Here is a 24160-nt window from a genome sequence, read left to right on the forward strand (position 1 = left end):
CTTGACATCTTTCTGATGTCCTGACCGGAGATGATGGTCCGGTCACCCCAACTACTCCGCGGGGCCGCCGCGGAGCAACCGGGGGCAGTACCCCCGCACGGCGGGGTTGCAACGGGGAAGCGCAGTGGCAGTCGGATCCCGGCCTCGGCCGGGACAGCGGCCTCGGCCGGCACTGCGCACATCGCAACGGGGAAGCACGAAGTACATGATCGACCAGCCGACCGCTGGCGTGTCCGTACCTCATCGCCACTCGCGTGCGACGGAGGGGAAGGACACGTGGCCATGGGGATACATCGGGACAAGGAATCGGCACAACTCCGCGAGTTTCTCGAGGCGAATCTCCGGGCGACAAGACCCTGCCCCCGTCTCGCGGTCATCAGCGGCGCGGCCGGTATCGGCAAGACCGAACTCCTGCACGCGCTGACGGACTTCGCTGCGGCGAACCAGGTCACCGTCGTGAGCGCCGTGGCCGCACCCACGGAGCAGAGCCTGCCGTACGCGGTCCTGGAACAGCTCCAGCAGGGCATGCCGCCGGAGGCGGAGCAGGGGTACCGGACAGCCCGGGACTGCGAGGGAACCACGGAGCCCTCCGCGCCGGCCTCCCAGGTTCCCCTGCGGGTACTGCGTGAACTGACGCGCAGGTTCGGTGGACCGGCCGCTGCCGGGCATGTGCTGATCGCCGTCGACGACATCCAGTTCGCGGACGTCCAGTCCCTCCAGGTCCTGCGGTATCTGCTGCGGCACTCCGGCCTGACCGCCCTGTCCGTGGTGGTGACAGAAGGGCCCGCGCCGACCGGGGCGGCCTTCTCCGCCGACGAGTTGCTGGAGCGTGACCAACTGCTGCGCGTCCGGCTCGGCCCGCTCGGCGTCGAGGGCGTCGGGCGGGTACTCTCCGACCGGTTCCCCTCCGCCGAGGCCGCCCGGCTGGCACCGGACTTCCATCACGCAACGGGTGGCAACCCGCTGCTGGTCAGGGCGCTGGCCGCGGACCAGTTCGTGCCGTCGGCCGCCCGCCGGGAAGGCGGGACACCACAGGCCGGCGACCTCTTCCGGCAGGCCGCGCTGCGATGTGTCCAGCGCAGCGGTCACAACGCCCTGGCCGTCGCGCGCGGTCTCGCACTGCTCCAGGAGCCGTCGACCTCGCCGAACGTGGGTCTGCTTCTCAGCGTCGAGGACCACACGGTCCGGCCGGCCGCGGCCGCCCTCGAGGAGGCGGGCATCCTCCAGGACCAGCAGTTCCGCCACGAAGCCATGGAGAAGGCCGTACTGGAGGACCTTCCGGCCGAGGAGGCCGCGCAGCTGCGTTACTGGGCGGCCAAGCTGCTGCACCAGCGCGGCGCGAACTCCGTGCGGGTCGCCACCCAGCTACTGGCCCAGGATCTGCGGGGACAGGCGGAGGAGGCATGGGTGTGCCGAGTCCTCCAGGACGCCTCGCACCAGGCGCTGGCCGCCGCCGAGCCCGACTTCGCGATGCGATGCCTGCAGATGGCCGAGCGCTGCTGCCGCGACGAGCCGACCCGGCTGTCCATCAGGGCCCAACTGGCCGAGCTCAACTGGCGTCATCAGCCGGCGACCGCCGCACAACAGGTGCAGTCGCTGGCCCTGCCGGCCCGCGACGGTCAGCTGCCGCTGCGTTACACGCTGCGGCTGGTGCCACAGCTGATGTGGTACGGGTACGTGGACGAGGCGACCGCTGCCTTCCGGGTGGCGAGCACCACCGTGGCCGCCACGCACGCACCGCGCCTCGACGACGAAATCAACGCCACCCGGCTGCAGATGGCCGGCACCTACCCGGGTGCGCTCACCGCAAGCGACCAGGTGCCGCACGACGAACAGCGGTCCGAACCGAAGTTCACCACCACGTCCACCTCAACCGCCGCTGCTGTGGTCAGTGCGCCGGTGAAGGCGTTCGGCGCGCTGAATTCCGTACTCGGTCTCCGGGCGGAGGCGTCCGCGGTGTCGGACGCCGAACAGACCCTGCGGTCCACCGTGCTGACCGAGGCCACCGTCGAGACGCTGCTGGCCGCGCTGAGCACCCTCGTCCTCAGTGATCTGCTCAGCTCCTCGGCCCGCTGGTGCGACCGGCTGCTTGTGCAGGCCCGCAGCGGGCGTGCCCCGGCCCTGCTCACGGCCTTCCGGGCGCTCATCTCCCTGCGGCAGGGCAATCTCACCGACGCGGTGGAGCAGGCCGAGTCATCACTGGAGCGGCTGCCGGCGCACGGATGGGGCGTAGCCATCGGACTTCCTCTGTCGGTGCTGGTGGAGGCCCGCACACACATGGGGCACCACGAGGCGGCGGCCGAGCTGCTTGACCGGCCCGTACCCGACTCGATGTTCCGGACCCGCTACGGACTTTCCTACCTCCACGCGCGTGGCGCACTGCAACTGCGGACAGGGCGCCACCATGCCGCGCTCGCCGACTTCATGGAGTGCGGCGAACTCATGAAGGCCTGGGGCATGGACTCACCCACCCTGGTGCCGTGGCGGACCAGGGCGGCGGAGACCTGGCTGGAACTGAAGAACCCCGAGCGGGCCGTCGCTCTGCTCGACGACGAACTGTCCCGTACACATCCCAAGCATCTGCGGACCCGGGGCGCCGCCCTGCGGGTGCTGGCGGCCGCGCGTCCCCTCCCGCACCGGCCCAAACTGCTGGAGGAGGCCGTCCGACTGCTTCGCGACGTCGGCGACTCGTACACCATGGCCCTGGCCATGACCGACCTCGGCCGGGCCTACAAGCGGCTCGGGGAACCGGTCAAGGGGCGTGGGCTGGTACGGCAGGCGGGACAGGTGGCGGACATCTGCGGTGCGTACGAACTGTTCCGGGCGCCCCAGCCCACCACGGCCCGCGTCGCCCCGTCCGGGCCGGGCACCGTCCCCGCCGCGCCGGAGCACACCATACGGACGGAGAACCGTGCGGAGGAGGCCCTGACGGAGGCCGAGCGCCGGGTCGCCAGGCTGGCAGCGCTGGGCCACACCAACCGCGAGATTTCCAGCAAGCTCTTCATCACCGTCAGCACGGTGGAACAGCACCTCACCCGGGTCTACCGGAAGATCAACATCAGGCGCCGCCAGGACCTGCCGACCAGTTTGGACTTCGATGTCGCCGATTGCGCCTGAACTCCCCACTCCTGAACCTGCTGTGCCCGAAGCCTCCGCGCCCGAGTGGGCGCCCGCTCCGTCCGAGGGCGCCGGACGACAGCTCCTTGCCGTGAGTGACCTGCATGTCGGAATGGCCGACAACTGGCCGATCACCGAGTCGCTGCGCCCTGGCGGCGACGGCGACTGGCTGATCGTGGCCGGAGACGTCGCCGAACTGACGCAGGACATCGAACGGGCACTGCGCCTGCTGGCCGACCGCTTCGCCAAGGTGATCTGGGCGCCGGGCAACCACGAACTGTGGACACCTCGCGAGGACCCGGTCCAACTCCGCGGCGAAGCCCGCTACCGGCATCTGGTGGAGCTCTGCAGAAGCCTGGGCGTGGTGACGCCGGAGGACCCGTACCCCGTGTGGGACGGCCCGGGCGGGCCCGTCGCCATCGCCCCGCTCTTCGTGCTCTACGACTACACCTTCCGGACACCCGGAGTCTCCACCGAGGAGGAGTCGCTGGCGCGTGCCTACGAGGCGGGCGTGGTGTGCACGGACGAGTTCCTGCTCCATCCCGACCCCCACCCCGGCCGAGCCGCCTGGTGCCGGGCGCGCGTGGCGGAGACCGAACGCCGACTGGCAGCCCACGACCCGGACGTCCCCCTTGTACTCGTGAACCACTTCCCGCTGGTGCGGCAGCCCACGGACATACTGTGGCACCCGGAGTTCGCCCAGTGGTGCGGCACCGAGCTGACCGCCGACTGGCACATACGCTTCAACACCGCCGCCGTGGTTTACGGGCATCTGCACATCCCGCGCACCACCTGGTACGACGGGGTCCGCTTCGAGGAGGTCTCGATCGGCTATCCGCGCGAGTGGCGCAAACGCGGCCACCCGCGGGGGCTGCTGCGCCGGATCGCTCCGTTCACGGAAGAGCCTCCGGCCCAGGCGGGCGTCACGGGTCGGCTGAAGGGCCGGGCATGATCGACGAGTTGCTGCCGAAGACGGTCGTCTGCGCCGAGGCGTTCGAGGACGGGGACAAGCCCGAGGCGGGTCTGTATCCGCAGGAGGCGGCCCTGGTCGCGTCCACGGTGGCCGAGCGGCGTGCGGAGTTCGCGACCGTACGGGCGTGTGCGCGGCGCGCGCTCGCCGGTCTGGGGCTGTTGCCCTCGCCGGTGATGCCAGGGGTGCGCAATGTGCCCCTGTGGCCGACGGGCGTGGTGGGCAGCATGACGCACTGCGCGGGCTATCGCGCGGCGGCGCTGGCCATGGCGGACGACATCCTGGCGATCGGAATCGACGCGGAACCCGACGGGCCGCTGCCCGACGGGGTGCTGGAGGCGATCGCGCTGCCGCGTGAGGCCGCATGGGCGCTGTCCCCGGCGACGATCGGCCCCGCGCACCGGGACCGCTTGCTGTTCAGCGCCAAGGAGTGCGTCTACAAGACCTGGTTCCCGCTCACCTGGCGGGAGATCGACTTCGACGACGCGGAGATCACCTTCAGCTATGACACCGAATCGTCCGGACTGTTCTCGGCGCGGATCCTGCGCCCGGGACGCCTGCCCGACGGAGGACCGCTGACGGGCTTCACCGGCCGCTGGCTGGCCAGGGACGGGCTGCTCATCACCGCGATTGCACTGGAGGCCCAGGTGCCCGCGCGCAGCTAGCAGTCCGCAGGCACGCAGAAGGCGGGCGCCGGTTCCGATGGTCAATCGGACCGGCGCCCGCCGGACGCTGCCGGACGGGGGGCCGGCAGCGGGCTTATGCGAACCTGACGTGATATCAGGCTCTGGTCATGAGGTGTGTGCGGCGACGAGCGACTCGAGATGGGTGACGACCTCGTCGATACCGGGAAGACCGAGCATCTGCCGGTGCGCGCTGCGGATGCCCGCTTGGATCCGGTCGTCGCCGAGCACCTGCTTGCAGGCCATGGCAACACCCTCGGGAGTCACATCGGTGACATGGGCGCCGAGGCCCAGCTCCGCCAGCCGCTCGGAGTTGTGGAGATGGTCGCCGAACTGCGGCAGCGACACCATGGGCACACCCTGCCGGATGGCCTCGCGGACGCTGTTGTAACCACCGTGCGTCACGAACAGTTGTGCACACTCAAGGAGTTGCTGCTGCGGCAGCCAGTCCATCACGATCACGTTGTCCCCGACGGTGACGCCGTCGACGGGGAAGCCGGCGGTGCCCACGACGGCGTAGCAGTCGAGTGCGGAGAGCCCTTCGATGATGGCTCGCAGCGTGTCGGAGGGGTGGAGCATGCCCTCGGGCGGTTCGATGCCCTGCTCCTTCATGCCCATCACCGTGGGCAGCGCGCTGCCCACCGAGGCCACCACCAGCGGGCGGTCGCCCGGCAGTTCGGCCAGCTCGGCGGGAAGACTCTGCGTTCCGTGCAGCGCCGCGGGCTGCTGATAGGCGAACGCCTCCGGCGCCGGGTACCGGGTGAAGGAGAACGTCTCGGGGACGCAGTCGATGCGGTCGAGGGGGTAGACCGACCACGGCTCCGACTGGGGGGCGAGCCCGACTTCCACGCGCCGCTCGTTCAGGAAAGGCAGCAGACCTTCGGGATCAATGACATTCGTCGGTCCCGAAGGGCATGAGACATGCGGAATGCCGAGCGCCTCGGCGACCAGCACACCGGTCAGTTCGCCGCCGTCCCGCAATACCAGATCGGGGTTCCATTCCCTGGCGATCGGAATAATCCGCTCGAAGGTGGTGGTGATATGCGGGCCGCCGCCCCAAAGGATCATCTGCAGCCGGTTGTCGACGACGATCTCTTCGCCCGGATTGCTGTCCTTGAAGCGGTCCCGCAGAGAGAAGATAGAGTGCATGATCTCCGGAATGCTCGGCATTACCGGCTTCACGGTGACAGGCGCGCCTTCGAATACGGGAACCAAATGCTCAGGCACTGTGGCCAGAACCTCGTGGCCCGCCTCGGCCAGCGCCCGGGCCAGCGGCAGCACCTCATTGGCGTGCCCCTGTGTTCCGGTCACCGTGCAGAAAACTCGCATTTCCAAATCTCCCTGACGTTCAGTGTGTTACGCACCGGCCGAATTTCCTGGAGTGAATAATTCCGGCCGGCGGGAGGGGGCGACAACCCCTATCCGCCCCTCCCGTTACCCGGGTCAGACTGCGCTGGGCTGCCTGGTCCGCTGCGCGGGAGCCACGGGCCGCGGGCGACGCATCCAGCGAATAGCGACGCCAACCGTGCGGACCAGAACCATCGCCATGGCCATCAGGACGAAGAAGGCAGCCACCCCGTCGGGGTCGATCTGCTGCTCAACGGTCCACTTGCCGAAATCGGCCCGGAATGAATCGATGTTCTCCAGCGACCAGATGAAGCTGAGGCGACCGACGAGTACCGCCATCCAGATTGCGAGGTAACTCCAACCGGCCCGGGTGTAGGTCTTTCCGGTGGCCGCATCGTTCTCGACCCGCATTGTGTAGAGCAGTCCGACACCGATTGCCGCACCAATGGCGATGCCGACGCCGGCCGACGTGAGATTGGGCTGCGTCGCCTTGAGGTTGTGGAGCATGTCATAGGCGAAATAGGCCACAAGTCCAAGTGGCATGAGCAGCTTGAGGACTCCGAAGCGATGCCGCCCCACCTGAGTGGCAAGGACGATGGTGATCAGGATCCCGCTCAGGAACAGAGCATCCAACATGGCGTCAGTCACTGCGTACCTCCGATTCGTTCTTGGGTGTATTGAAAGACTAGGATCCGCGCGGTCTTCGGTCCTGAGTTCACGGGTGGAGAAAGGGGGTGGAGACCGAGACTTCGGTTTCCACCCCCTCATGCCCTCCGCAGGGAGGACCCGGGCAGACCGCTACGCCGACGGGTCGAGTTGGGACAGCCACTCGTGCACGGTCCGCGCGGTCCTGCCGGCGTGCTCCTCCATCATTGAGAAGTGATCGCCCGCGGTGTCGAGCGCGCTGTGCTCCAGCCGCCAGGAGGACTGCCAGTCCTCTGTGTGCCGCCAGTTCGGCAGTGGCTCGGAAGCCCTCACCAGCAGCGTCGGTGTGGCGATGGCCTGCGGCTCCCAGTCGCCGAAGATGCGGAAGTAGCCCGCCATCGCGGTGAGCCGCACATCGCCGAGCGCCCCCAGACCGCCTGCCGCCGCACCCGAGCCGGAGTCCGGTCCCGAGCCCGGCCTGTCTTCGCCGTCCGGCGACCCGACGCCCCCGATCCGCGCCTGAACCCCCGTGAACGCCCGCGCATCGAGCGGATAGATGTCCATCAGCACCAGCGCCTGCGGCCGTACGCCCAAGGACTCCAGCCGGCTCACCAGCGAATGCGCCAGCATGCCACCCGAGGAGTGCGCAGCCAGCACGAACGGCTTCCCGTCCGTATGGGCGAGCAACGATTCGGCGTGTGCCACGGCCAGCGTGTCCACATCCGCCGGCAGCGGCTCCCCGGGTACGAAACCGGGCGCCGGCAGCACCGATACATTGCGGACATCACGGAGCGCGGCGGCGAACCGGGCGTACTCGTGCGGCCCCGACATCGGCAGGACCGAGGGGATGCAGATCAGTTCGGCGCCGGACTCGCCCTTGGCCAGCCGGACCATGTCCAGCTCGCCCGAGAGCTCCGCGGACGACTCGAACGACGGCCTGAACTCCGAGGCGCTGGTGAGGAGAGTGACGAACTCCTGCAGCCGTCCCACCTCGCCCGCACGCCGCGCCATCGCCCCGAACACACTCTCCTGCCCGGCGCCCACAGCGGGCGCGTCCCCTGCTGCGGGACGCGGCTCGGCCGCGGACCCCATCGCCCGGGTGAGATAGGCGGCCAGCGCTTCCGAGGTCGGGTTCTCGAAGGCGACGGTCGCAGGCAGCCGTACTCCGGTCGCGGCGCCGAGCCGGTTGCGCAGTTCGACGGCGCTCAGCGAGTCGAAACCCATCTCCAGGAACCGGCGGGTGGGCGCCACCGCATCCGCGTCGGCGTATCCGAGGACGGAAGCAGCCTGCATACGGACGTACTCCAGCATCGCCGCGCCACGCTCGTGCTCCGGCAGCCCGGCCAGCCGCTCCGCCAGCGACGGGCCCGAGGTCTGCGCCCCGCCGCCGGACCGCCGTGCGACGGTCTTGACGAGACCGCGCAACAGCGGCGGCACACCTTCCGGATCTGCCTGAGTGCGCAGGTCGGCCAGATCCAGCCGCATCGGTACGAACAGGGTGCGCTCGTGGTGCCACGCCGCGTCGAACAGCTCCAGTCCCTCCTGCGAACTGAGACCGGGTATCCGGTTGCCGGTGCGCGCGGCGGCGTCCTCGCCGTTGGCCTCGCTGATCACGCCGAGGCTGTCCAGCCACAGGCCCCAGGCCATCGAGGTGGCCGGCAGCCCCCTGATGCGCCGGTGCTGGGCGAGGGCGTCGACGAAGGCGTTGGCGGCCGCGTAGTTGGCCTGGCCAGGGTTGCCCATCACACCGGCCGCGGACGAGAACAGTACGAAGGCGGAGAGGTCCAGGCCCTCGGTCAGCTCGTGCAGATGGAGCGCGGCGTCCACCTTGGGGCGCATGACCTTCGCCAGCCGCTCGGGAGTGAGCCCGTCGATGACACCGTCGTCCAGCACTCCGGCGCTGTGCACCACCGCCGTCAGCGGACGGTCGGCAGGCACACCGGCGAACAGCGCTTCCAGCGCGGCCCGGTCCGAGGTGTCGCAGGCCACCAGCTGGACATCGGCGCCCAGCCCGGTGAGTTCGGCCGTCAGCTCGGCGGCCCCCGCGGCATCGGCGCCGCGCCTGCTGGTCAGCAGCAGACGGCGCGCGCCGTGCTCGGTCACCAGATGACGAGCCACCAGGGCGCCGAGAGTGCCGGTGCCGCCGGTGATCAGCACGGTCCCGTCGGGATCGAGGACCGTGCCGTCCGTCCCCGTCCCCTTGGCTGCCGGATCCGTCTCCGGGCCGGTCTCGCCGGCCACCGGAACCCGCGCCAGCCGCGGTGCCAGCGCGCTGCCCGCACGCAGCGCGATCTCCGGCTCCCCGGAGGCCGCCGCGGCCCACAGCGCATGGGCCGAGGACTGCTCACCGTCGAGGTCGACAGTGATGAACCGGTCCGGATTCTCCGCGCGGGCGGAGCGCAGCAGGCCCCACACAGGGGAGTTGACCAGGCCCGGTACGTCCTCGTCGGGTCCGGTGGCAACCGCGTTCCGGGTCACGACGACAAGACGCGCATCTGCGAGACGCTGGTCCGCCAGCCACGCCTGGACCAACTCGAGCGCTTCACGGGCCGCGAGGTGCGCGGCCGCGGCGGTACCGCCCGTACTGCCGGATTCAGCGCCGGCCTCCAGGCCGAACGGCGCGAAAACCAGCTCCGGAACCGGGCCGCCCGCCGCCAACGCGGCAGTCAGGGCGCCGAGATCGGCGTGACTCGCGCCCGCCGCACCGGCCAGACCCTCACCGATCACTGCGTACGACGCCTTCGCGCCGACCGCCGACAGCGGCAGAGGCACCCAGTCGACCTGGAACAGCGACTCGTGGTGGCGCGTGCTCGCCGCACTCAGCTTCTCGGCCGAGATCTGCCGCACCACCAGCGCGTCGGCGGCCACGACCGGACGCCCGGTGGCGTCACCGACCTGGAGGGAGAGCGCGTCCTCGCCCTCGACCGGAGCGAAACGGACTCGCAGGGCCTTCGCGCCCGTCGCGTACAGGCTGACGCCACGCCACGAGAAGGGCAGCCACAGCCCGCCCGTCTCCGCCCCGTCCGATCCGTCGACCGTCCCGGCCGCCACGGCGTGCATCGCCGCGTCCAACAGAGCGGGGTGCACACCGAACTCCTGTGCCGCAGAGTGCAGTTCCTCCGGCAGGTCGATCTCCGCGAAGATCTCCGAACCGCGCCGCCACACACCGCGCAGCCCCTGGAACGCCGGTCCGTAGCCGATTCCGGCGGCGTGGAACTCGTCGTACAGCCCGTCGACGGGCACTTCCTCGCCGCCCTCGGGCGGCCAGACCGTGAAGTCGAACGACGCCGGCGCGGCGGATCCGGCGAGGGTGCCCGTGGCGTGGCGGGTCCACGGCTGCTCGCCGGGAACATCGTCGGGGCGGGCGTGGATGCTGACACTGCGCCGCCCCGTACCGTCCGGGACACCAACCACGAGCTGCACCGCGACGCCGCCCTGCTCGGGCAGGATCAGCGGGGCCTCGAACGTCAGCTCCTCCAGCACACCGCAGCCGACCCGGTCGCCGGCATGCAGGGCCAGCTCCACGAAGGCCGTTCCGGGCAGCAGCACCGTGTCCAGCGCGGCATGGTCCGCGAGCCAGGGATGCGTCCGCAGGGAGAGCCGCCCCGAGAGCAACAGACCGTCCTCGTCAGCTCGTTCGATGGCAGCGGCCAGCAGCGGATGACCGGCCGGAACGAGGCCGGCGGAGGTCACATCACCGTCGTACAGCCCCGGCTCCAGCCAGTACCGGCTGCGCTGGAACGCATACGTCGGCAGCTCCACCCGCCCCTCACGACCGGGGGTGATCACGGCGTCCCAGGTGGGCTCAGCGCCTGCGGTATGTGCGGTGGCCAGGGCGGTGAGGAAGCGCTGCGAGCCGCCCTCGTCGCGTCGCAGCGTGCCGAAGACGGCGGCCTCGCTGCCGGCGCTCTCGAGGATGCCCTGGAGCGGCACTGTCAGCACCGGATGCGGGCTGACCTCAATGAACATCTGGTGACCGGTCGCCAGCAACTCACGCACAGTGCGGTCGAATTCAACCGTCCGCCGCATGTTCTCGTACCAGTACTCGGCGTCCATGGTGCCGGTGTCGAGCAGCTCACCGGTGACGGTCGAGTACAGCGGCACCCGAGCCGCGCGCGGCACGACCGGGCCAAGATCGGCAAGGATCTGCTCGCGCAGCGGCTCGACCTGCGCGGAGTGTCCGGCACCGAGCGCACCCGGCACCCGCCGGACCCGTATCTCCGCGGCCTCCATCGCGGCGACGAACTCGTCGACGGCGTCCGGCACACCGGCCACCACGCACGCGCCGGGCCCGTTGACCACCGCGACCGACAGCCGGTCGCCATACGGCGCGATCTGCTCCCGTACGGACTCCACCGGGGCCAGCACGGACGCCATCGCCCCCTTGCCGATCAGCGCGAGCAGCGCCTTGCTGCGCAGCGCGACAATGCGGGAGGCATCCTGGAGCGAGAGCGCGCCCGCGACATACGCGGCGGCGACTTCGCCCTGCGAGTGGCCCACGACGGCAGCGGGCTCGACACCGCAGGAGCGCCACAGCGCGGCAAGCGACACCATCGTGGTGAACAGCATCGGCTGGAGCACATCGAGCCGTTCGGCGTCCGGTGCGCCCTTCGACCCGCGCAGCGCGTCGGCAACCGACCAGTCCAGGAACTCGGCGAAGGCCGCGTCACATTCGGCGACGGAGGCCGCGAACACCGGCGACGCTTCGAGCAGACCGGCGGCCATGCCGAGCCACTGCGAGCCCTGACCCGGGAAGACGAAGGCAATTTTCCGGTCCGGGCGGGCCATGCCCCGGACGAGCTGCGCACCCTCGGGCTGCTCGCCGGCTTCCAGAGTGCCGTCGGCGAGCGCCGCGAGACCGCGCAGCAGCCCTTCACGGTCGTCGGCGACCACGGCGGCCCGGTAGTCGAACGAAGCGCGCGTGGCCACCAGGGAGTGCGCCACATCCGCCGGGTCCAGCTCGGGCCGGGCCGCGACATGGGCTCGAAGGCGCCCGGCCTGGCCGCGCAGTGCCTGCTCGGACTTGGCGGACAGGAGCCAGGGCGAGGGGGCCTGCGGGAGCGGGCGGGCGGCGGCCGGCCGGGAGTTCTCCACGACGGTGGCTGTGTCGGCCTGGGTCAGTGGTGCGGCTGCCGCGCTCGCCGGCTCCGGGGCCTGCTCCAGGATCACATGCGCGTTGGTGCCGCTGACCCCGAACGAGGAGACACCCGCGCGACGGGGCTCATCCGATTCCGGCCACGGTCGCGCCTCGGTGAGCACCGCGACCGAACCGCCGGACCAGTCGACCTTCCGCGTCACTTCGCCGACATGCAGCGTCTTCGGGAGCACGCCGTGCCGCATGGCCATCACCATCTTGATGACGCCGCCGACACCCGCCGCAGCCTGCGTATGACCCACGTTGGACTTGAACGAGCCGAGCCACAAGGGCCGTTCGGCGTCGCGCCCCTGCCCGTACGTGGCGATCAGCGCCTGCGCCTCGATCGGATCGCCGAGCGTGGTCCCGGTGCCGTGCGCCTCCACCGCGTCCACCTGCTCGGGCGCAAGACGGGCGTTGGCCAGCGCCTCCTGGATGACGCGCTGCTGGGAGGGGCCGTTCGGCGAGGTCAGGCCGTTGGACGCGCCGTCCTGATTTACCGCCGTACCGCGAATGACGCCAAAGATCCGGCGGCCATTACGGCGCGCGTCGGAGAGCCGCTCCAGCAGAAGCATGCCCGCACCCTCGGAGAAGCCCGCGCCGTCCGCGTCCTCCGAGAACGCCTTGCACCGGCCGTCCGCTGCCAGCCCCTGCTGCTTACTGACCTCAATGAAGGTGCCCGGCGCGCACATGACGGTCGCGCCGCCCGACAGCGCCATGGAGCACTCGCCGTTGCGCAGCGCCTGAACAGCCAGATGCAGCGTCACCAGCGAGGACGAGCACGCGGTGTCCACGGTCACGGCCGGGCCGACAAGACCGAAGGTGTACGAGACTCGGCCGGAGGCGACGCTCCCGGACGTGCCCGTACTCAGAAAGCCGCCGACGCCCTCCGGCAGAACGGGAGCCTGCGCCAGATAGTCGGTGTTGTTCATCAGACCCGCGAACACACCGGTCCTGCTGCCACGCAGCTCGGCCGGGTTGATACCCGCGCTCTCGAACGCCTCCCAGGAGGCTTCGAGCAGCAGCCGCTGCTGCGGCTCCGTCGCGAGCGCCTCGCGCGGCGAAATACCGAAGAATGCGGGGTCGAATTCGGCGGCGCCGTGCACGAATCCGCCGTACACGGTGTCGGAGGTGTATCCCTCGTCCCCCTTGCCGGAGCCCTGCAGCGCCGCAATGTCCCAGCCGCGGTCGGTGGGGAACTCCGTGACACCGTCGCGGCCGTCGCGCACCAACTCCCAGAGCCCGTCGGGGTCTTCGACCCCGCCCGGGAAACGGCAGCTCATGCCGACGATCGCGATGGGCTCGTGCGCGCCGGCCTCCAGCTCGCCGAGGCGCTGGCGGGTCTGGTGCAGATCGGCCGTGACCTGCTTAAGGAAGTGACGGAGCTTTTCCTCGTTGGACATGGTGACGTCTCTTCTCCTAGCGGGTCAGGAAATGCCGAATTCTCGGCCGATGAACTGGAACATCTCGTCGTCGGTGGCGCTGTCGATCGTGTCCGTCACCGACTCCGCCTCCCCGGCACCCTCTTCGCCCCGGTCCTCGCCCAGGCGGGCCAGCAGCGTCTGGAGGCGGGTGCTGATACGGACACGCTCACCACCGTCGGGTTCGAGCGAGGAGAGCAGCGACTCGAGGGCGTCCAACTCGTCGTGCACACTGCGCCCGGCCCCGTCGCCGACGGGCAGCGCGCCCAACAGGTACTCGGCAAGTTCGACCGGGTTCGGGTAGTCGAAGATCAGCGTGGCGGGCGGCCGCAGTCCGGTCGCCTTGCCGAGCTGGTTCCGTAGTTCGACGCCCGTCAGCGAGTCGAACCCCAGCTCCCGGAAGGCACGGTCCGCAGGGACCTCCGACACACTCGCGAAACCGAGCACGGACGCGGCCTGCGCCCGTACGAGCTCAAGCAGCGCGGCCCGGCGGTCCTCACGCGAAAGCCCGGCGAGGCGCTGCGTCAGAGCGTCCGCCACCACCGCGGTGGGGGTGTGGGCGGTGCGGCGGCCAGGGGTGCGTACGAGTGCGCGCATGAGGGGCGGTACGCCGGCCGATGATGCTTGGGCGCGGATGGTGGCGAGGTCGAGTCGGATGGGTACGAGCAGGGCTGTGTTGGTGGGCCATGCGGTGTCGAGGAGTTCGAGGCCCTCGGTGTCGGTGAGGCCGTTGAGGCGGTGGCGGTCTGCGTTGCTGAGGTCTCCGGCCATGCCGCCGGCTTGTTCCCAGGCGCCCCAGGCGAGGGAGGTTGCGGGGAGGCCGAGTGCTTGGCGGTGGTGGGCGAGTGCGTCGAGGAAGGTGTTGGCGGCGGCGTAGTTGCCCTGGCCGGGGTTGCCGATGACGCCGGCGGCGGAGGAGAAGAGGACGAAAGCGGTCAGGTCTGTGTCGGCTGTCAGTTCGTGGAGGTTGAGGGCGGCGTCGACCTTGGGGCGCATGACCGCGTCGAGGCGTTCCGGGGTGAGGGAGTTGATCAGGCCGTCGTCGAGGAGGCCGGCGGTGTGGATCACGGCGGTGAGGGGGTGGGCGGTGCTGATTGAGTTGAGCAGCGTCTCGAGCGAGCTGCGGTCGGATGCGTCGCAGGCGGTGATGTCGACGGTGGTTGCGCCGAGTTCGGTGAGTTCGGTGGCCAGTTCGGGTGCGCCGTTGGCGTCGGGGCCGCGGCGGCTGGTGAGGATGAGGTTGCGTGCGCCGTGTTGGGTGACGAGGTGGCGTGCGACGAGGGAGCCGAGGGCGCCGGTGCCGCCGGTGATGAGGATGGTGCCGGACGGGTCCAGCTCGATGGGTGTGGTGGTCTTGGAGGCGGGCGTGCGGGCCAGGCGAGGGGTTCGTACGGCGCTGTTACGGAGGGCTGCTTCTGGTTCGTCGGAGCCGAGGAGCGGCCACAGTCGGGTGAGTTCCGAGGTCTCGTCGAGGTCGAGGAGGACGAAGCGGTCGGGGTTTTCGGCCTGTGCGGAGCGTACGAGGCCCCAGACGGGTGCGTTCGCCAGGTCTGTGACGGCTTCGTTCGGGCCGGCGGCGACGGCGCCGTGTGTGATGAAGACGAGTCGGGAGTCGGCGAACCGTTCTTCCGCCAGCCAGTCCTGGACGAGAGCCAGGGCATGGTGTGCCGCCTGGTGAGCGGCAGCGGCCGTGTCCGTACCTTCGTACGCCGCAATGGGGGCGAGGACGACCTCGGGGATGGCGTCGGCGGTAGCCAGTTCCGCCAGATCCATGGGGGTCGCCGCGTCGATACCGGAGCCCTTGAGGAGGCGCTGGAGATGGCCGTCGGATCCGAGGATCGCGCAGGAGGGCGCCGTGACGGTGGGAAGGGTGGTGAGATCGGACCAGTCGACACGGAAGAGAGCGTCGTGCGTCGCCTCGCGGCCCGCAGTCAGCTGCTCGGCCGCGAGCGCGCGCAGCATCATCGACTCCACCGATGCCACTTGGGCGCCGGTGTCGTCGGCAACGGTCAGCGACACCGCATTGGCGCCGTTGGAGCCATTGGCACCGGACGGGGACAGCTTCACGCGCAGCGCCGACGCGCCGGTGGCGTGGAGAGACACGCCGTTCCACGCGAACGGCAGCCAGGGGCCGCCTTCCGGCTGAGTCTCGTCCGACGCTCCCACGAAGTCGCCCAGAGCCACGGCGTGCAGGGCGGCGTCGAGGAGTGCGGGGTGGAGTCCGTAGCCGTTGGTTGCGGTGCCCTCGGGCAGTGCCACTTCGGCGTAGATGTCGGCGCCGAGTCGCCAGGCGGCGTGCAGCCCCTGGAAGACCGGGCCGTATGAGAGGCCGGCCCCCGCCAGGTCTGCGTAGAGGCCGTCCGTGTCAATCGAATCGGCGCCCTTGGGCGGCCACACCGACAGATCGAATGAGGTGTCCGGCGCGTTCTCTGCCAGGAGACCGGAGGCGTGACGGGTCCACGGCTCCGCAGAATCTGCTTCGTCCAGCCGGGAGTAGATCGCGACCTGACGCAGCCCGTTGTCCTCGGCGGCACCCACTGTCACCCGGAGGGCGATACCGCCGCGCTCAGGGAGGACAAGGGGGGCCTGGAGCGTCAGCTCCTCGACCTGGCCGCAACCGACCTGGTCGCCGGCGTGGACGGCGAGCTCGACGAGTCCTGTGCCGGGGACGAGGACGGTGTCCATGACGGCGTGGTCGGCGAGCCAGGGGTGGGACTGGAGGGACAGGCGGCCGGTGAGCAGTACGCCGTCGGAGTCAGGGAGAGCGATGGCGGCGCCGAGCAGGGGGTGGCTGGTGGCGGACTGGCCAAGTCCGGCGGCGTCGCCGCTGGGAGAGAGCGACTCGAGCCAGTAGCGGTCGTGTTGGAAGGCGTAGGTCGGCAGCTCCACGCGTTGCCCACCACGGCCCGCGTATACGCCGTTCCAGTCGAGTTCTGTCCCGTGGACGTGTGCGTGGGCGATGGCTTGGGTGAGGGTGTCTGCTTCGGGGCGGTTTTTGCGCAGGAGGGGGGTGAAGAGGGTGTTGTCGGTGTGGGTGAGGGTTTCCTGGGCCATGGCGGAGAGGGTTCCGTCGGGGCCCAGTTCCAGGTAGGTGGTGACACCTTGGGCGGCGAGGTGGGTGATGCCGTCGGCGAAGCGGACTGCTTGGCGGACGTGGCGTACCCAGTAGTCGGCGGTGCCGAGGTCTTCGGGTGTGGCGAGTTGGCCGGTGAGGTTGGAGACGACCGGGATGCTCGGGGTCGAGTAGGTCAGGCTTGCGGCGATGGTGCGGAATTCCTCGAGCATGGGTTCCATGCGGGGGGAGTGGAAGGCGTGGCTGACGCGGAGCTGGCGGACCTTGCGGCCCTGCTCCCGCCAGTACTCCAGCACCTCCACGACAGCGGCTTCGTCACCGGAAATGACCACCGACGAAGGGCCGTTGATCGCGGCGATCGCGATCTCGTGCTCCCGGCCCTCCAGCAGCGGCAGAATCTCCGCCTCGGTGGCCTGGATCGCAGCCATCGCTCCACCGGCCGGGAGGGCCTGCATGAGACGGCCGCGCGCCGCGACGAGCTTCGTGGCGTCTTCGAGGGTGAAGACGCCTGCTGCGTGTGCGGCAGCGAGTTCACCGACGGAGTGGCCGACGAGGAAGTCCGGGGTCAGTCCCCAGGCTTCGACCAGGCGGAAGAGTGCGACCTCGACCGCGAACAGTGCGGCCTGCGTGAACACCGTCTGATCCAGCAGACCGGAGTCCGCGTTGTCCGTGCCGAAGACGAGGTCCTTCAGCGGACGCTCAAGATGCCCGTCAAAGTGCGCACAGACCTCGTCGAAGGCCGCCGCGAACACCGGGTAGGTCTCGTACAGCTCCCGACCCATCCCGGCCCGCTGACTGCCCTGTCCCGTGAACAGGAACGCGACCCGGCCGCGGTTCACGCTGCCCGTGGTCACCGCACCCGACAGATCGTCGGCGGCCAACGCCTTCAGTCCGGCGAGGAGTTCAGTCCAATCAGTGCCGGTGACGACGGCCCGGTGCTCGAACCGCGCACGTGACACGGCAAGCGAGTACCCCACATCCGCCAGACCCAGGTCGGACCGCTCGCCGACGAATGTCGCGAGCCGCTCAGCCTGGGCCCGCAGCGCGCCCTCGGACTTGCCGGAGAGCACCCACGGTACGACCCCACCAACCACACGCGGGGGATTCGACGACACAGTCTCGGCTTCGGCCGGGAACTGCTCGATCAAGACATGAGCGTTGGTGCCGCTGATGCCGAAGGACGAGACGGCGGCGCGGCGCGGGCGGTCCAGTTCGGGCCATTCCCGTGCCTCGGTGAGCAGGGAGACGTCACCCGTCGACCAGTCGACGTGCGGTGAGGGCTCGTCCACGTGGAGGGTTTTGGGCATGACACCTGCGCGCAGTGCCAGGACCATCTTGATGATGCCGGCGACACCGGCCGCTGCCTGGGTGTGGCCGAGGTTGGACTTCACCGAGCCCAGCCACAACGGCTCGCCGCCCTCGCGCCCCTGGCCGTACGTGGCCAGCAGCGCCTGAGCTTCGATCGGGTCTCCCAGGCGCGTGCCCGTGCCGTGCGCCTCCACCGCGTCCACATCCCCGAGCGTGAGCTTCGCGTTGGCGAGGGCCTGGCGGATGACACGCTGCTGCGACGGGCCGTTGGGAGCGGTCAGGCCGTTGGATGCGCCGTCCTGGTTGACGGCGGAGCCGCGTACGACCGCAAGGACCTTGTGGCCGTTGCGCTGTGCGTCCGAGAGGCGTTCGACGAGCAGCATGCCCACGCCTTCGGACCAGCCGGTGCCGTCGGCTGCGCCGGCGAAGGGCTTGCAGCGGCCGTTCAGCGCGAGGCCGCGCTGGAGGGCGAAGCTGGCGAACGTGTCCGGTGTCGGCATGACGGTGACACCACCGGCCAAGGCCATGGAGCACTCGCCTCGACGCAGCGACTGCGCGGCCAGATGAAGGGCCACCAGCGAGGACGAGCACGCGGTGTCCACAGTGACAGCCGGACCCTCGAACCCGAACGTGTACGACACCCGTCCCGAGATGACGCTGCTCGAACCGCCTGTGCCGAGGAAGCCCTCCACACCCTCCGGGATCTCCGTGGGACGCGAGGCGTAGTTGTGGTACATCACGCCGGCGAAGACACCTGTTGAACTGCCGCGTACGGATGCCGGATCGATGCCCGCGCGCTCCAGCGCTTCCCATGAAGCCTCGAGCAGCAGCCGCTGCTGCGGGTCCATCGCCACTGCCTCACGCGGCGAGATACCGAAGAAGGTCGGGTCGAAGTGACCCGCGTCCTTCAGGAATCCGCCTTCGAGTGCGTACGACTCTCCGGGGTTCTCCGGATCCTCGCCAAAGACTCGCTCCAGGTCCCAGCCGCGGTCGGTCGGGAAGGACGTGATCCCGTCGCCGTCCGTGAGCAGGAACTGCCACATCTCCTCGGGAGTGGTGATTCCGCCCGGGTAGCGGCAGGCCATGCCGACGATCGCGATCGGCTCGTCATCCGCAAGGTCGACAGTCGAGGCGTTGACCTCAATCGCCGCATGGGTGTCGGTGAGCTCAGCGACCACGAAATCGGCGACGGCCGTCGCGTTCGGGTGGTCGAAGACAAGGGTGGCGGGGAGACGGAGCCCAACAGCCGTGCCGAGCTGGTTGCGGAACTCGACGGCTGTCAGCGAGTCGAACCCGAACTCCTTGAACGCCTTCTCGGGGTCCACCGATTCAGCATTGGGGTAGCTGAGCACCGCGGCGACCCGCGCCCTGACCAGGTCGAGTGCGAACGCATGCCGCTCGCCGGGCGCATGGGCGACCAGTTGCTTTGCCCACTCGCCACGCGCCACCACCGCAGCGGTGGTGTGGGCGGTGCGGCGGGTGGGGGTGCGTACGAGTGCGCGCATGAGGGGCGGTACGCCGGCCGATGATGCCTGGGCGCGGATGGTGGCGAGGTCGAGTCGGATGGGTACGAGCAGGGCTGTGTTGGTGGGCCATGCGGTGTCGAGGAGTTCGAGGCCTTGGGTGTCGGTGAGGCCGTTGAGGCGGTGGCGGTCTGCGTCGCTGAGGTCTCCGGCCATGCCGTCGGCCTGTTCCCAGGCGCCCCAGGCGAGGGAGGTTGCGGGGAGGCCGAGCGCTTGGCGGTGGTGGGCGAGTGCGTCGAGGAAGGTGTTGGCCGCGGCATAGCTGGCTTGACCCGCGTTGCCGATGACGCCTGCGGCGGAGGAGAAGAGGACGAATGCCGTCAGGTCTGTGTCGGCTGTCAGTTCGTGGAGGTTGAGAGCCGCGTCGATTTTCGGACGAAGGACCGCGTCGAGGCGGTCGGAGGTGAGAGAGCTGATCAGACCGTCGTCCAGGACGCCGGCGGTGTGGATGACGGCGGTCAGCGGACGCTCGCTGTCGATCGACTTGAGCAGCGTCTCCAGCGAGCTGCGGTCCGCAGCGTCGCAGGCGGCGATCTCTACCTTGTCCGCGCCGAGTTCGGCCAGTTCGGTGGCCAGTTCGGGTGCGCCGTTGGCGTCGAGTCCGCGGCGGCTGGTGAGGATGAGGTTGCGTGCGCCGTGTTGGGTGACGAGGTGGCGTGCGACGAGGGAGCCGAGGGCGCCGGTGCCGCCGGTGATGAGGATGGTGCCGGACGGGTCCAGCTCGATGGGTGAGGGGGTCTCGGAGGCGGGCGTGCGGGCCAGGCGAGGGGTCCGTACGACGCCGTTACGGAGGGCTGCTTCTGGTTCGTCGGAGCCGAGGAGCGGCCACAGCCGGGTGAGTTCCGAGGTCTCGTCGAGGTCGAGGAGGACGAAGCGGTCGGGGTTTTCGGCCTGTGCGGAGCGTACGAGGCCCCAGACCGGCGCGTTCGCCAGGTTTGTGACGGCTTCGTTCGGGCCGGCAGCGACGGCGCCACGGGTGACGAACACCAGGCGGGAGTCCGCGAACCGTTCTTCCGCCAGCCAGTCCTGGACGAGAGCCAGGGCATGGTGTGCCGCCTGGTGAGCGGCAGCGGCCGTGTCTGCTCCCTCATAGTCGGTCAGCGGGACGAAGACGACCTCGGGGATCGTGTCGGCGGCGCCGAGTCCGGTCAAGTCTGCGAACAGTGGGCTGTCGCCAAAAATGCCCTGCTCGCCCAGTACGGCCCATGACCTCGGCTCGACGGACGGCAGCGACAGCTCCGGCCACTCCACGCAGAACAGCGAGTCGTGGAAGCCGCTACGGCCCGCCGAAAGCTGTTCGGTTGTGACAGTGCGGAGTACCAGGGCGTCTGCGGTTGCGACGGGGGTTCCGGTTTCGTCGGCTGCGCTGATCGATACGGCGTCGGTGCCGGCTGTGGAGAGCTTGACGCGGAGCACGGAGGCGCCGGTGGCGTGGAGAGACACGCCGCTCCAGGCGAAGGGCAGTCGTGCCTGGTCCGATGTTTCGGTGAAGTCCCCGAGGGCCACGGCGTGCAGGGCGGCGTCGAGGAGTGCGGGGTGCAGTCCGAAGCCGTCGGTGGTGGTGCCTTCGGGAAGTGCGACCTCGGCGAACACGTCGCCGCCCAGTCGCCACGCAGCCCGAAGACCCTGGAACACCGGGCCGTACGAGAGACCGACCCCCGCCAAGCCGGCGTACAGACCGTCGAGCTCCACGACCTCGGCGCCCTTCGGCGGCCACACCGACAGGTCGAGCGAGGCATCCGAGACTGTCTCGTCCAGGGCGCCAACCGCATGGAGGGTCCACGAAGTGTCGGGCTCGGCGTCGTCGAGGCGCGAGTAGATGGCTACCGACCGACGACCTCCGTCATCGGCGGCATCCACCGTCACGCGCAGCGCGACACCCCCTTGCTCGGGGAGGACCAGCGGGGCTTGGAGCGTCAGCTCCTCCAGCGCACCGCAGCCGACCTGGTCGCCGGCGTGGATGGCGAGCTCGACCAGTGCTGTGCCGGGGAGGAGAACGGTGTCCATGACGGCGTGGTCCGCCAGCCATGGGTGCGACTGGAGGGACAGGCGGCCTGCGAGAAGCACCCCGTCCGACTCCGGGATGGTTACGGCGGCGCCCAGCAGCGGATGACCCGTCGAGCCGAGACCGAGGCTGGTCGCGTCACCACCAACAGAAGGCATGTCCAGCCAGTAGCGCTGGTGCTGGAAGGCGTAGGTGGGGAGGTCGATGCGGTTCGGGTGGTGGCCTGCGAAGACGCCGTCCCAGTCCAGCTCTGTACCGCGTACGTGTGCGTGGGCGATGGCTTGGGTGAACGTGTCTGCTTCGGGGCGGTTCTTGCGCAGGAGGGGGGTGAAGAGGGTGTTGTCGGTGTGGGTGAGGGTTTCCTGGGCCATGGCGGAGAGGGTTCCGTCGGGGCCCAGCTCGATGAAGGTGGTGACGCCCTGCTCAGCCAGGTGGGTGATGCCGTCGGCGAAGCGGACTGCTTGGCGGACGTGGCGTACCCAGTAGTCGGCGGTGCCGAGGTCTTCGGGTGTGGCGAGTTGGCCGGTGAGGTTGGAGACGACCGGGATGCTCGGGGTCGAGTAGGTCAGGGTCGCTGCGATGGTGCGGAATTCCTCGAGCATGGGTTCCATGCGGGGGGAGTGGAAGGCGTGGCTGACGCGGAGCTGGTGGACCTTGCGGCCCTGCTCCCGCCAGTGCTCCAGCACCTCCACGACAGCGGCTTCGTCACCGGAAATGACCACCGACGAAGGGCCGTTGATCGCGGCGATGGCGATCTCCGTCTCCCGGCCTTCGACCGTCGCCAGGATTTCGGCTTCGGTGGCCTGGATCGCGGCCATGGCTCCACCGGCCGGGAGGGCCTGCATCAGCCGGCCGCGCGCAGCCACCAGCTTCGTGGCGTCCTCCAGCGTGAAGACGCCTGCTGCGTGTGCGGCAGCCAGCTCGCCGACGGAGTGGCCGACGAGGAAGTCCGGGGTCAGTCCCCAGGCTTCGACCAGGCGGAAGAGTGCGACCTCGACCGCGAACAGTGCGGCCTGCGTAAACGCGGTCTGGTCCAGCAGACCGGAGTCCGCGTTGTCCGTGCCGAAGACGAGGTCCTTCAGCGGGCGCTCGAGGTGCCCGTCAAAGTGCGCACAGACCTCGTCGAAGGCCTCAGCGAACACCGGATACGCCTCGTACAGCTCCCGGCCCATCCCGACCCGCTGACTGCCCTGACCCGTGAACAGGAACGCAACCCGCCCACGACTCACGCTTCCCGCAGTCACCGCCCCCGACAGATCGCCGGCAGCGGCAGCCTCCAACCCGGACAACAGCTCCTCACGGCTCGCGCCCGAGACGACCGCCCGGTGCTCGAACCGCGCCCGTGACACGGCAAGCGAGTAACCCACATCGGCCAGACCCAGCTCAGGGCTCTCCTCCACGAAGGAGTGCAGCCGCTGGACCTGTGCCCGCAGTGCGTCCTCAGTCTTGCCCGAGAGCACCCACGGAACCACCCCGCCGACCGCCGGAGTCACAGGAGCCACAGCGGCCTCCACGACCGGCGCCTGCTCCAGCACCACATGCGCATTCGTGCCACTGACGCCGAACGAAGACACCGCGGCCCGCCGCGGACGCCCGGTCTCCGGCCAGTCCCGCGCCTCGGTCAGCAGCGACACCGCCCCCGCCGACCAGTCGATTTTCCGAGAAGGGGCGTCCACATGCAGGGTCTTCGGCATGACACCCGCGCGCAGTGCCAGGACCATCTTGATGATGCCCGCGGCACCGGCCGCCGCCTGCGTGTGGCCGACATTCGACTTGAACGACCCCAGCCACAGAGGCTGTTCCGCAGGACGGTCCTTGCCGTATGTGGCCAGCAGCGCCTGGGCCTCGATCGGGTCACCCAGCCGTGTACCCGTACCGTGCGCTTCGACCACATCCACATCGGCCGTCGACAGGCCGGCGTTGGTCAGGGCCTGGCGGATGACGCGCTGCTGGGACGGGCCGTTCGGAGCGGTGAGGCCGCTGCTTGCGCCGTCCTGGTTGACGGCGGAGCCGCGGACGACCGCAAGGACCTTGTGGCCATTGCGCTCGGCGTCCGACAGCCGCTCCAGAAGCAGCATGCCGACGCCCTCGGAGAAGCCCGTTCCGTCGGCCGCGTCAGCGAAGGCTTTGCAGCGGCCGTCGAGCGCGAGGCCTCGCTGCCGCGAGAACTCCAGGTACGTACCCGGAGTGGCCATCACGGTGGCGCCGCCGGCCAGGGCGAGGGTGCAGTCGCCGTTGCGCAGTGCCTGCGCCGCGAGGTGCAGCGTCACGAGGGACGACGAGCAGGCCGTGTCCACGGTGACGGCCGGACCTTCGAGGCCCAGGGTGTAGGAGACGCGGCCGGAGGCGACACTGCCGGAACCGCCCGTGCCGAGGAAGCCCTCGATGCCTTCGGGGATGCCCTCCTGCGCGGGGGACGGCGTGTAGTCGGTGTTGTTCATCAAGCCCGCGAACACGCCGGTCTTGCTGCCGTGTACCGACTCCGGGTCGATCCCGGCCCGCTCGAACGCCTCCCAGGAGGCCTCGAGCAGCAGCCGCTGCTGCGGGTCCATCGCCAGCGCCTCACGCGGTGAGATCCGGAAGAAGGTGGGATCGAAGTCCCCGGCCCCTTCCAGGAATCCGCCGCGCGGTACCCGCTTCTCACCGTCGTGGCCGGGGTCGCCCGCGGCGTTCTCGTCCGCGAGGGACAAGGCATCGATGTCCCACCCACGGTCGGCGGGGACCTCCGTGATGCCGTCACGCCCATCGATCACGAGCTGCCACAGCGCCTCGGGCGTGGTGATCCCGCCCGGATAGCGGCAGGCCATGCCGATGATCGCGATCGGCTCGCGGTCCTTGTCCTCCGCCTCGCGCAGGCGGCGTCGGGTATCGCGCAGGTCGGCCGTCGCCCGCTTGAGGTAGTCGACCAATTTCTCTTCGTTCGACACTGAGGTC

Annotated in this window: 6 protein-coding genes and 1 pseudogene; 3 read left to right on the forward strand and 4 right to left on the reverse strand. The window is 69.8% G+C overall.

Annotation, left to right across the window (positions count from 1 at the left end; all coding sequences use genetic code 11):
* The first annotated feature begins 282 nt into the window (after positions 1 to 282).
* The 3 genes from ACFYXH_RS40130 to ACFYXH_RS40140 are packed head-to-tail and all read left to right on the forward strand — an operon-like array spanning position 283 to position 4752.
* Positions 283 to 3117: an AAA family ATPase gene (locus ACFYXH_RS40130; RefSeq protein ID WP_389574148.1), complete on the forward strand. Its 2835-nt coding sequence runs from the start codon at positions 283 to 285 to the stop codon at positions 3115 to 3117.
* Entirely contained in the window at positions 3098 to 4069 is a 972-nt protein-coding gene (locus ACFYXH_RS40135) for a metallophosphoesterase family protein (protein WP_389574151.1), read from the forward strand. Before ACFYXH_RS40130 ends, ACFYXH_RS40135 begins: the two co-directional genes overlap by 20 nt.
* Complete coding sequence (locus ACFYXH_RS40140) at positions 4066 to 4752, forward strand: 4'-phosphopantetheinyl transferase (RefSeq protein ID WP_389574153.1); 687 nt, start codon at positions 4066 to 4068, stop codon at positions 4750 to 4752. The genes ACFYXH_RS40135 and ACFYXH_RS40140 overlap by 4 nt, the downstream gene beginning before the upstream one ends.
* 126 nt (positions 4753 to 4878) lie before the next feature.
* Here the strand turns inward: ACFYXH_RS40140 and ACFYXH_RS40145 are convergent, their stop codons facing one another.
* The 4 genes and pseudogenes from ACFYXH_RS40145 to ACFYXH_RS40160 all read right to left on the reverse strand — a co-directional run bounded on the left by ACFYXH_RS40145 (position 4879) and on the right by ACFYXH_RS40160 (position 24153).
* Positions 4879 to 6099 carry a glycosyltransferase gene (locus ACFYXH_RS40145; RefSeq protein ID WP_327326568.1) on the reverse strand — a complete coding sequence of 407 codons (1221 nt, stop codon included), beginning with the start codon at positions 6097 to 6099 and terminating at the stop codon, positions 4879 to 4881.
* A gap of 114 nt (positions 6100 to 6213) precedes the next feature.
* Positions 6214 to 6765 carry a hypothetical protein gene (locus ACFYXH_RS40150; RefSeq protein ID WP_389574157.1) on the reverse strand — a complete coding sequence of 184 codons (552 nt, stop codon included), beginning with the start codon at positions 6763 to 6765 and terminating at the stop codon, positions 6214 to 6216.
* Positions 6766 to 6915: 150 nt separating this feature from the next.
* Positions 6916 to 13269, reverse strand: a pseudogene (locus tag ACFYXH_RS40155) (type I polyketide synthase); the annotation flags it as partial.
* Between the two features lie 54 nt (positions 13270 to 13323).
* Positions 13324 to 24153 (reverse strand): type I polyketide synthase, encoded by a 10830-nt coding sequence (locus tag ACFYXH_RS40160; RefSeq protein ID WP_389574159.1) that lies wholly within the window; start codon positions 24151 to 24153, stop codon positions 13324 to 13326.
* Between the last annotated feature and the right edge of the window lie 7 nt (positions 24154 to 24160).

It is taken from the genome of Streptomyces sp. NPDC002730 (assembly GCF_042888805.1).
Lineage (GTDB): Bacteria > Actinomycetota > Actinomycetes > Streptomycetales > Streptomycetaceae > Streptomyces.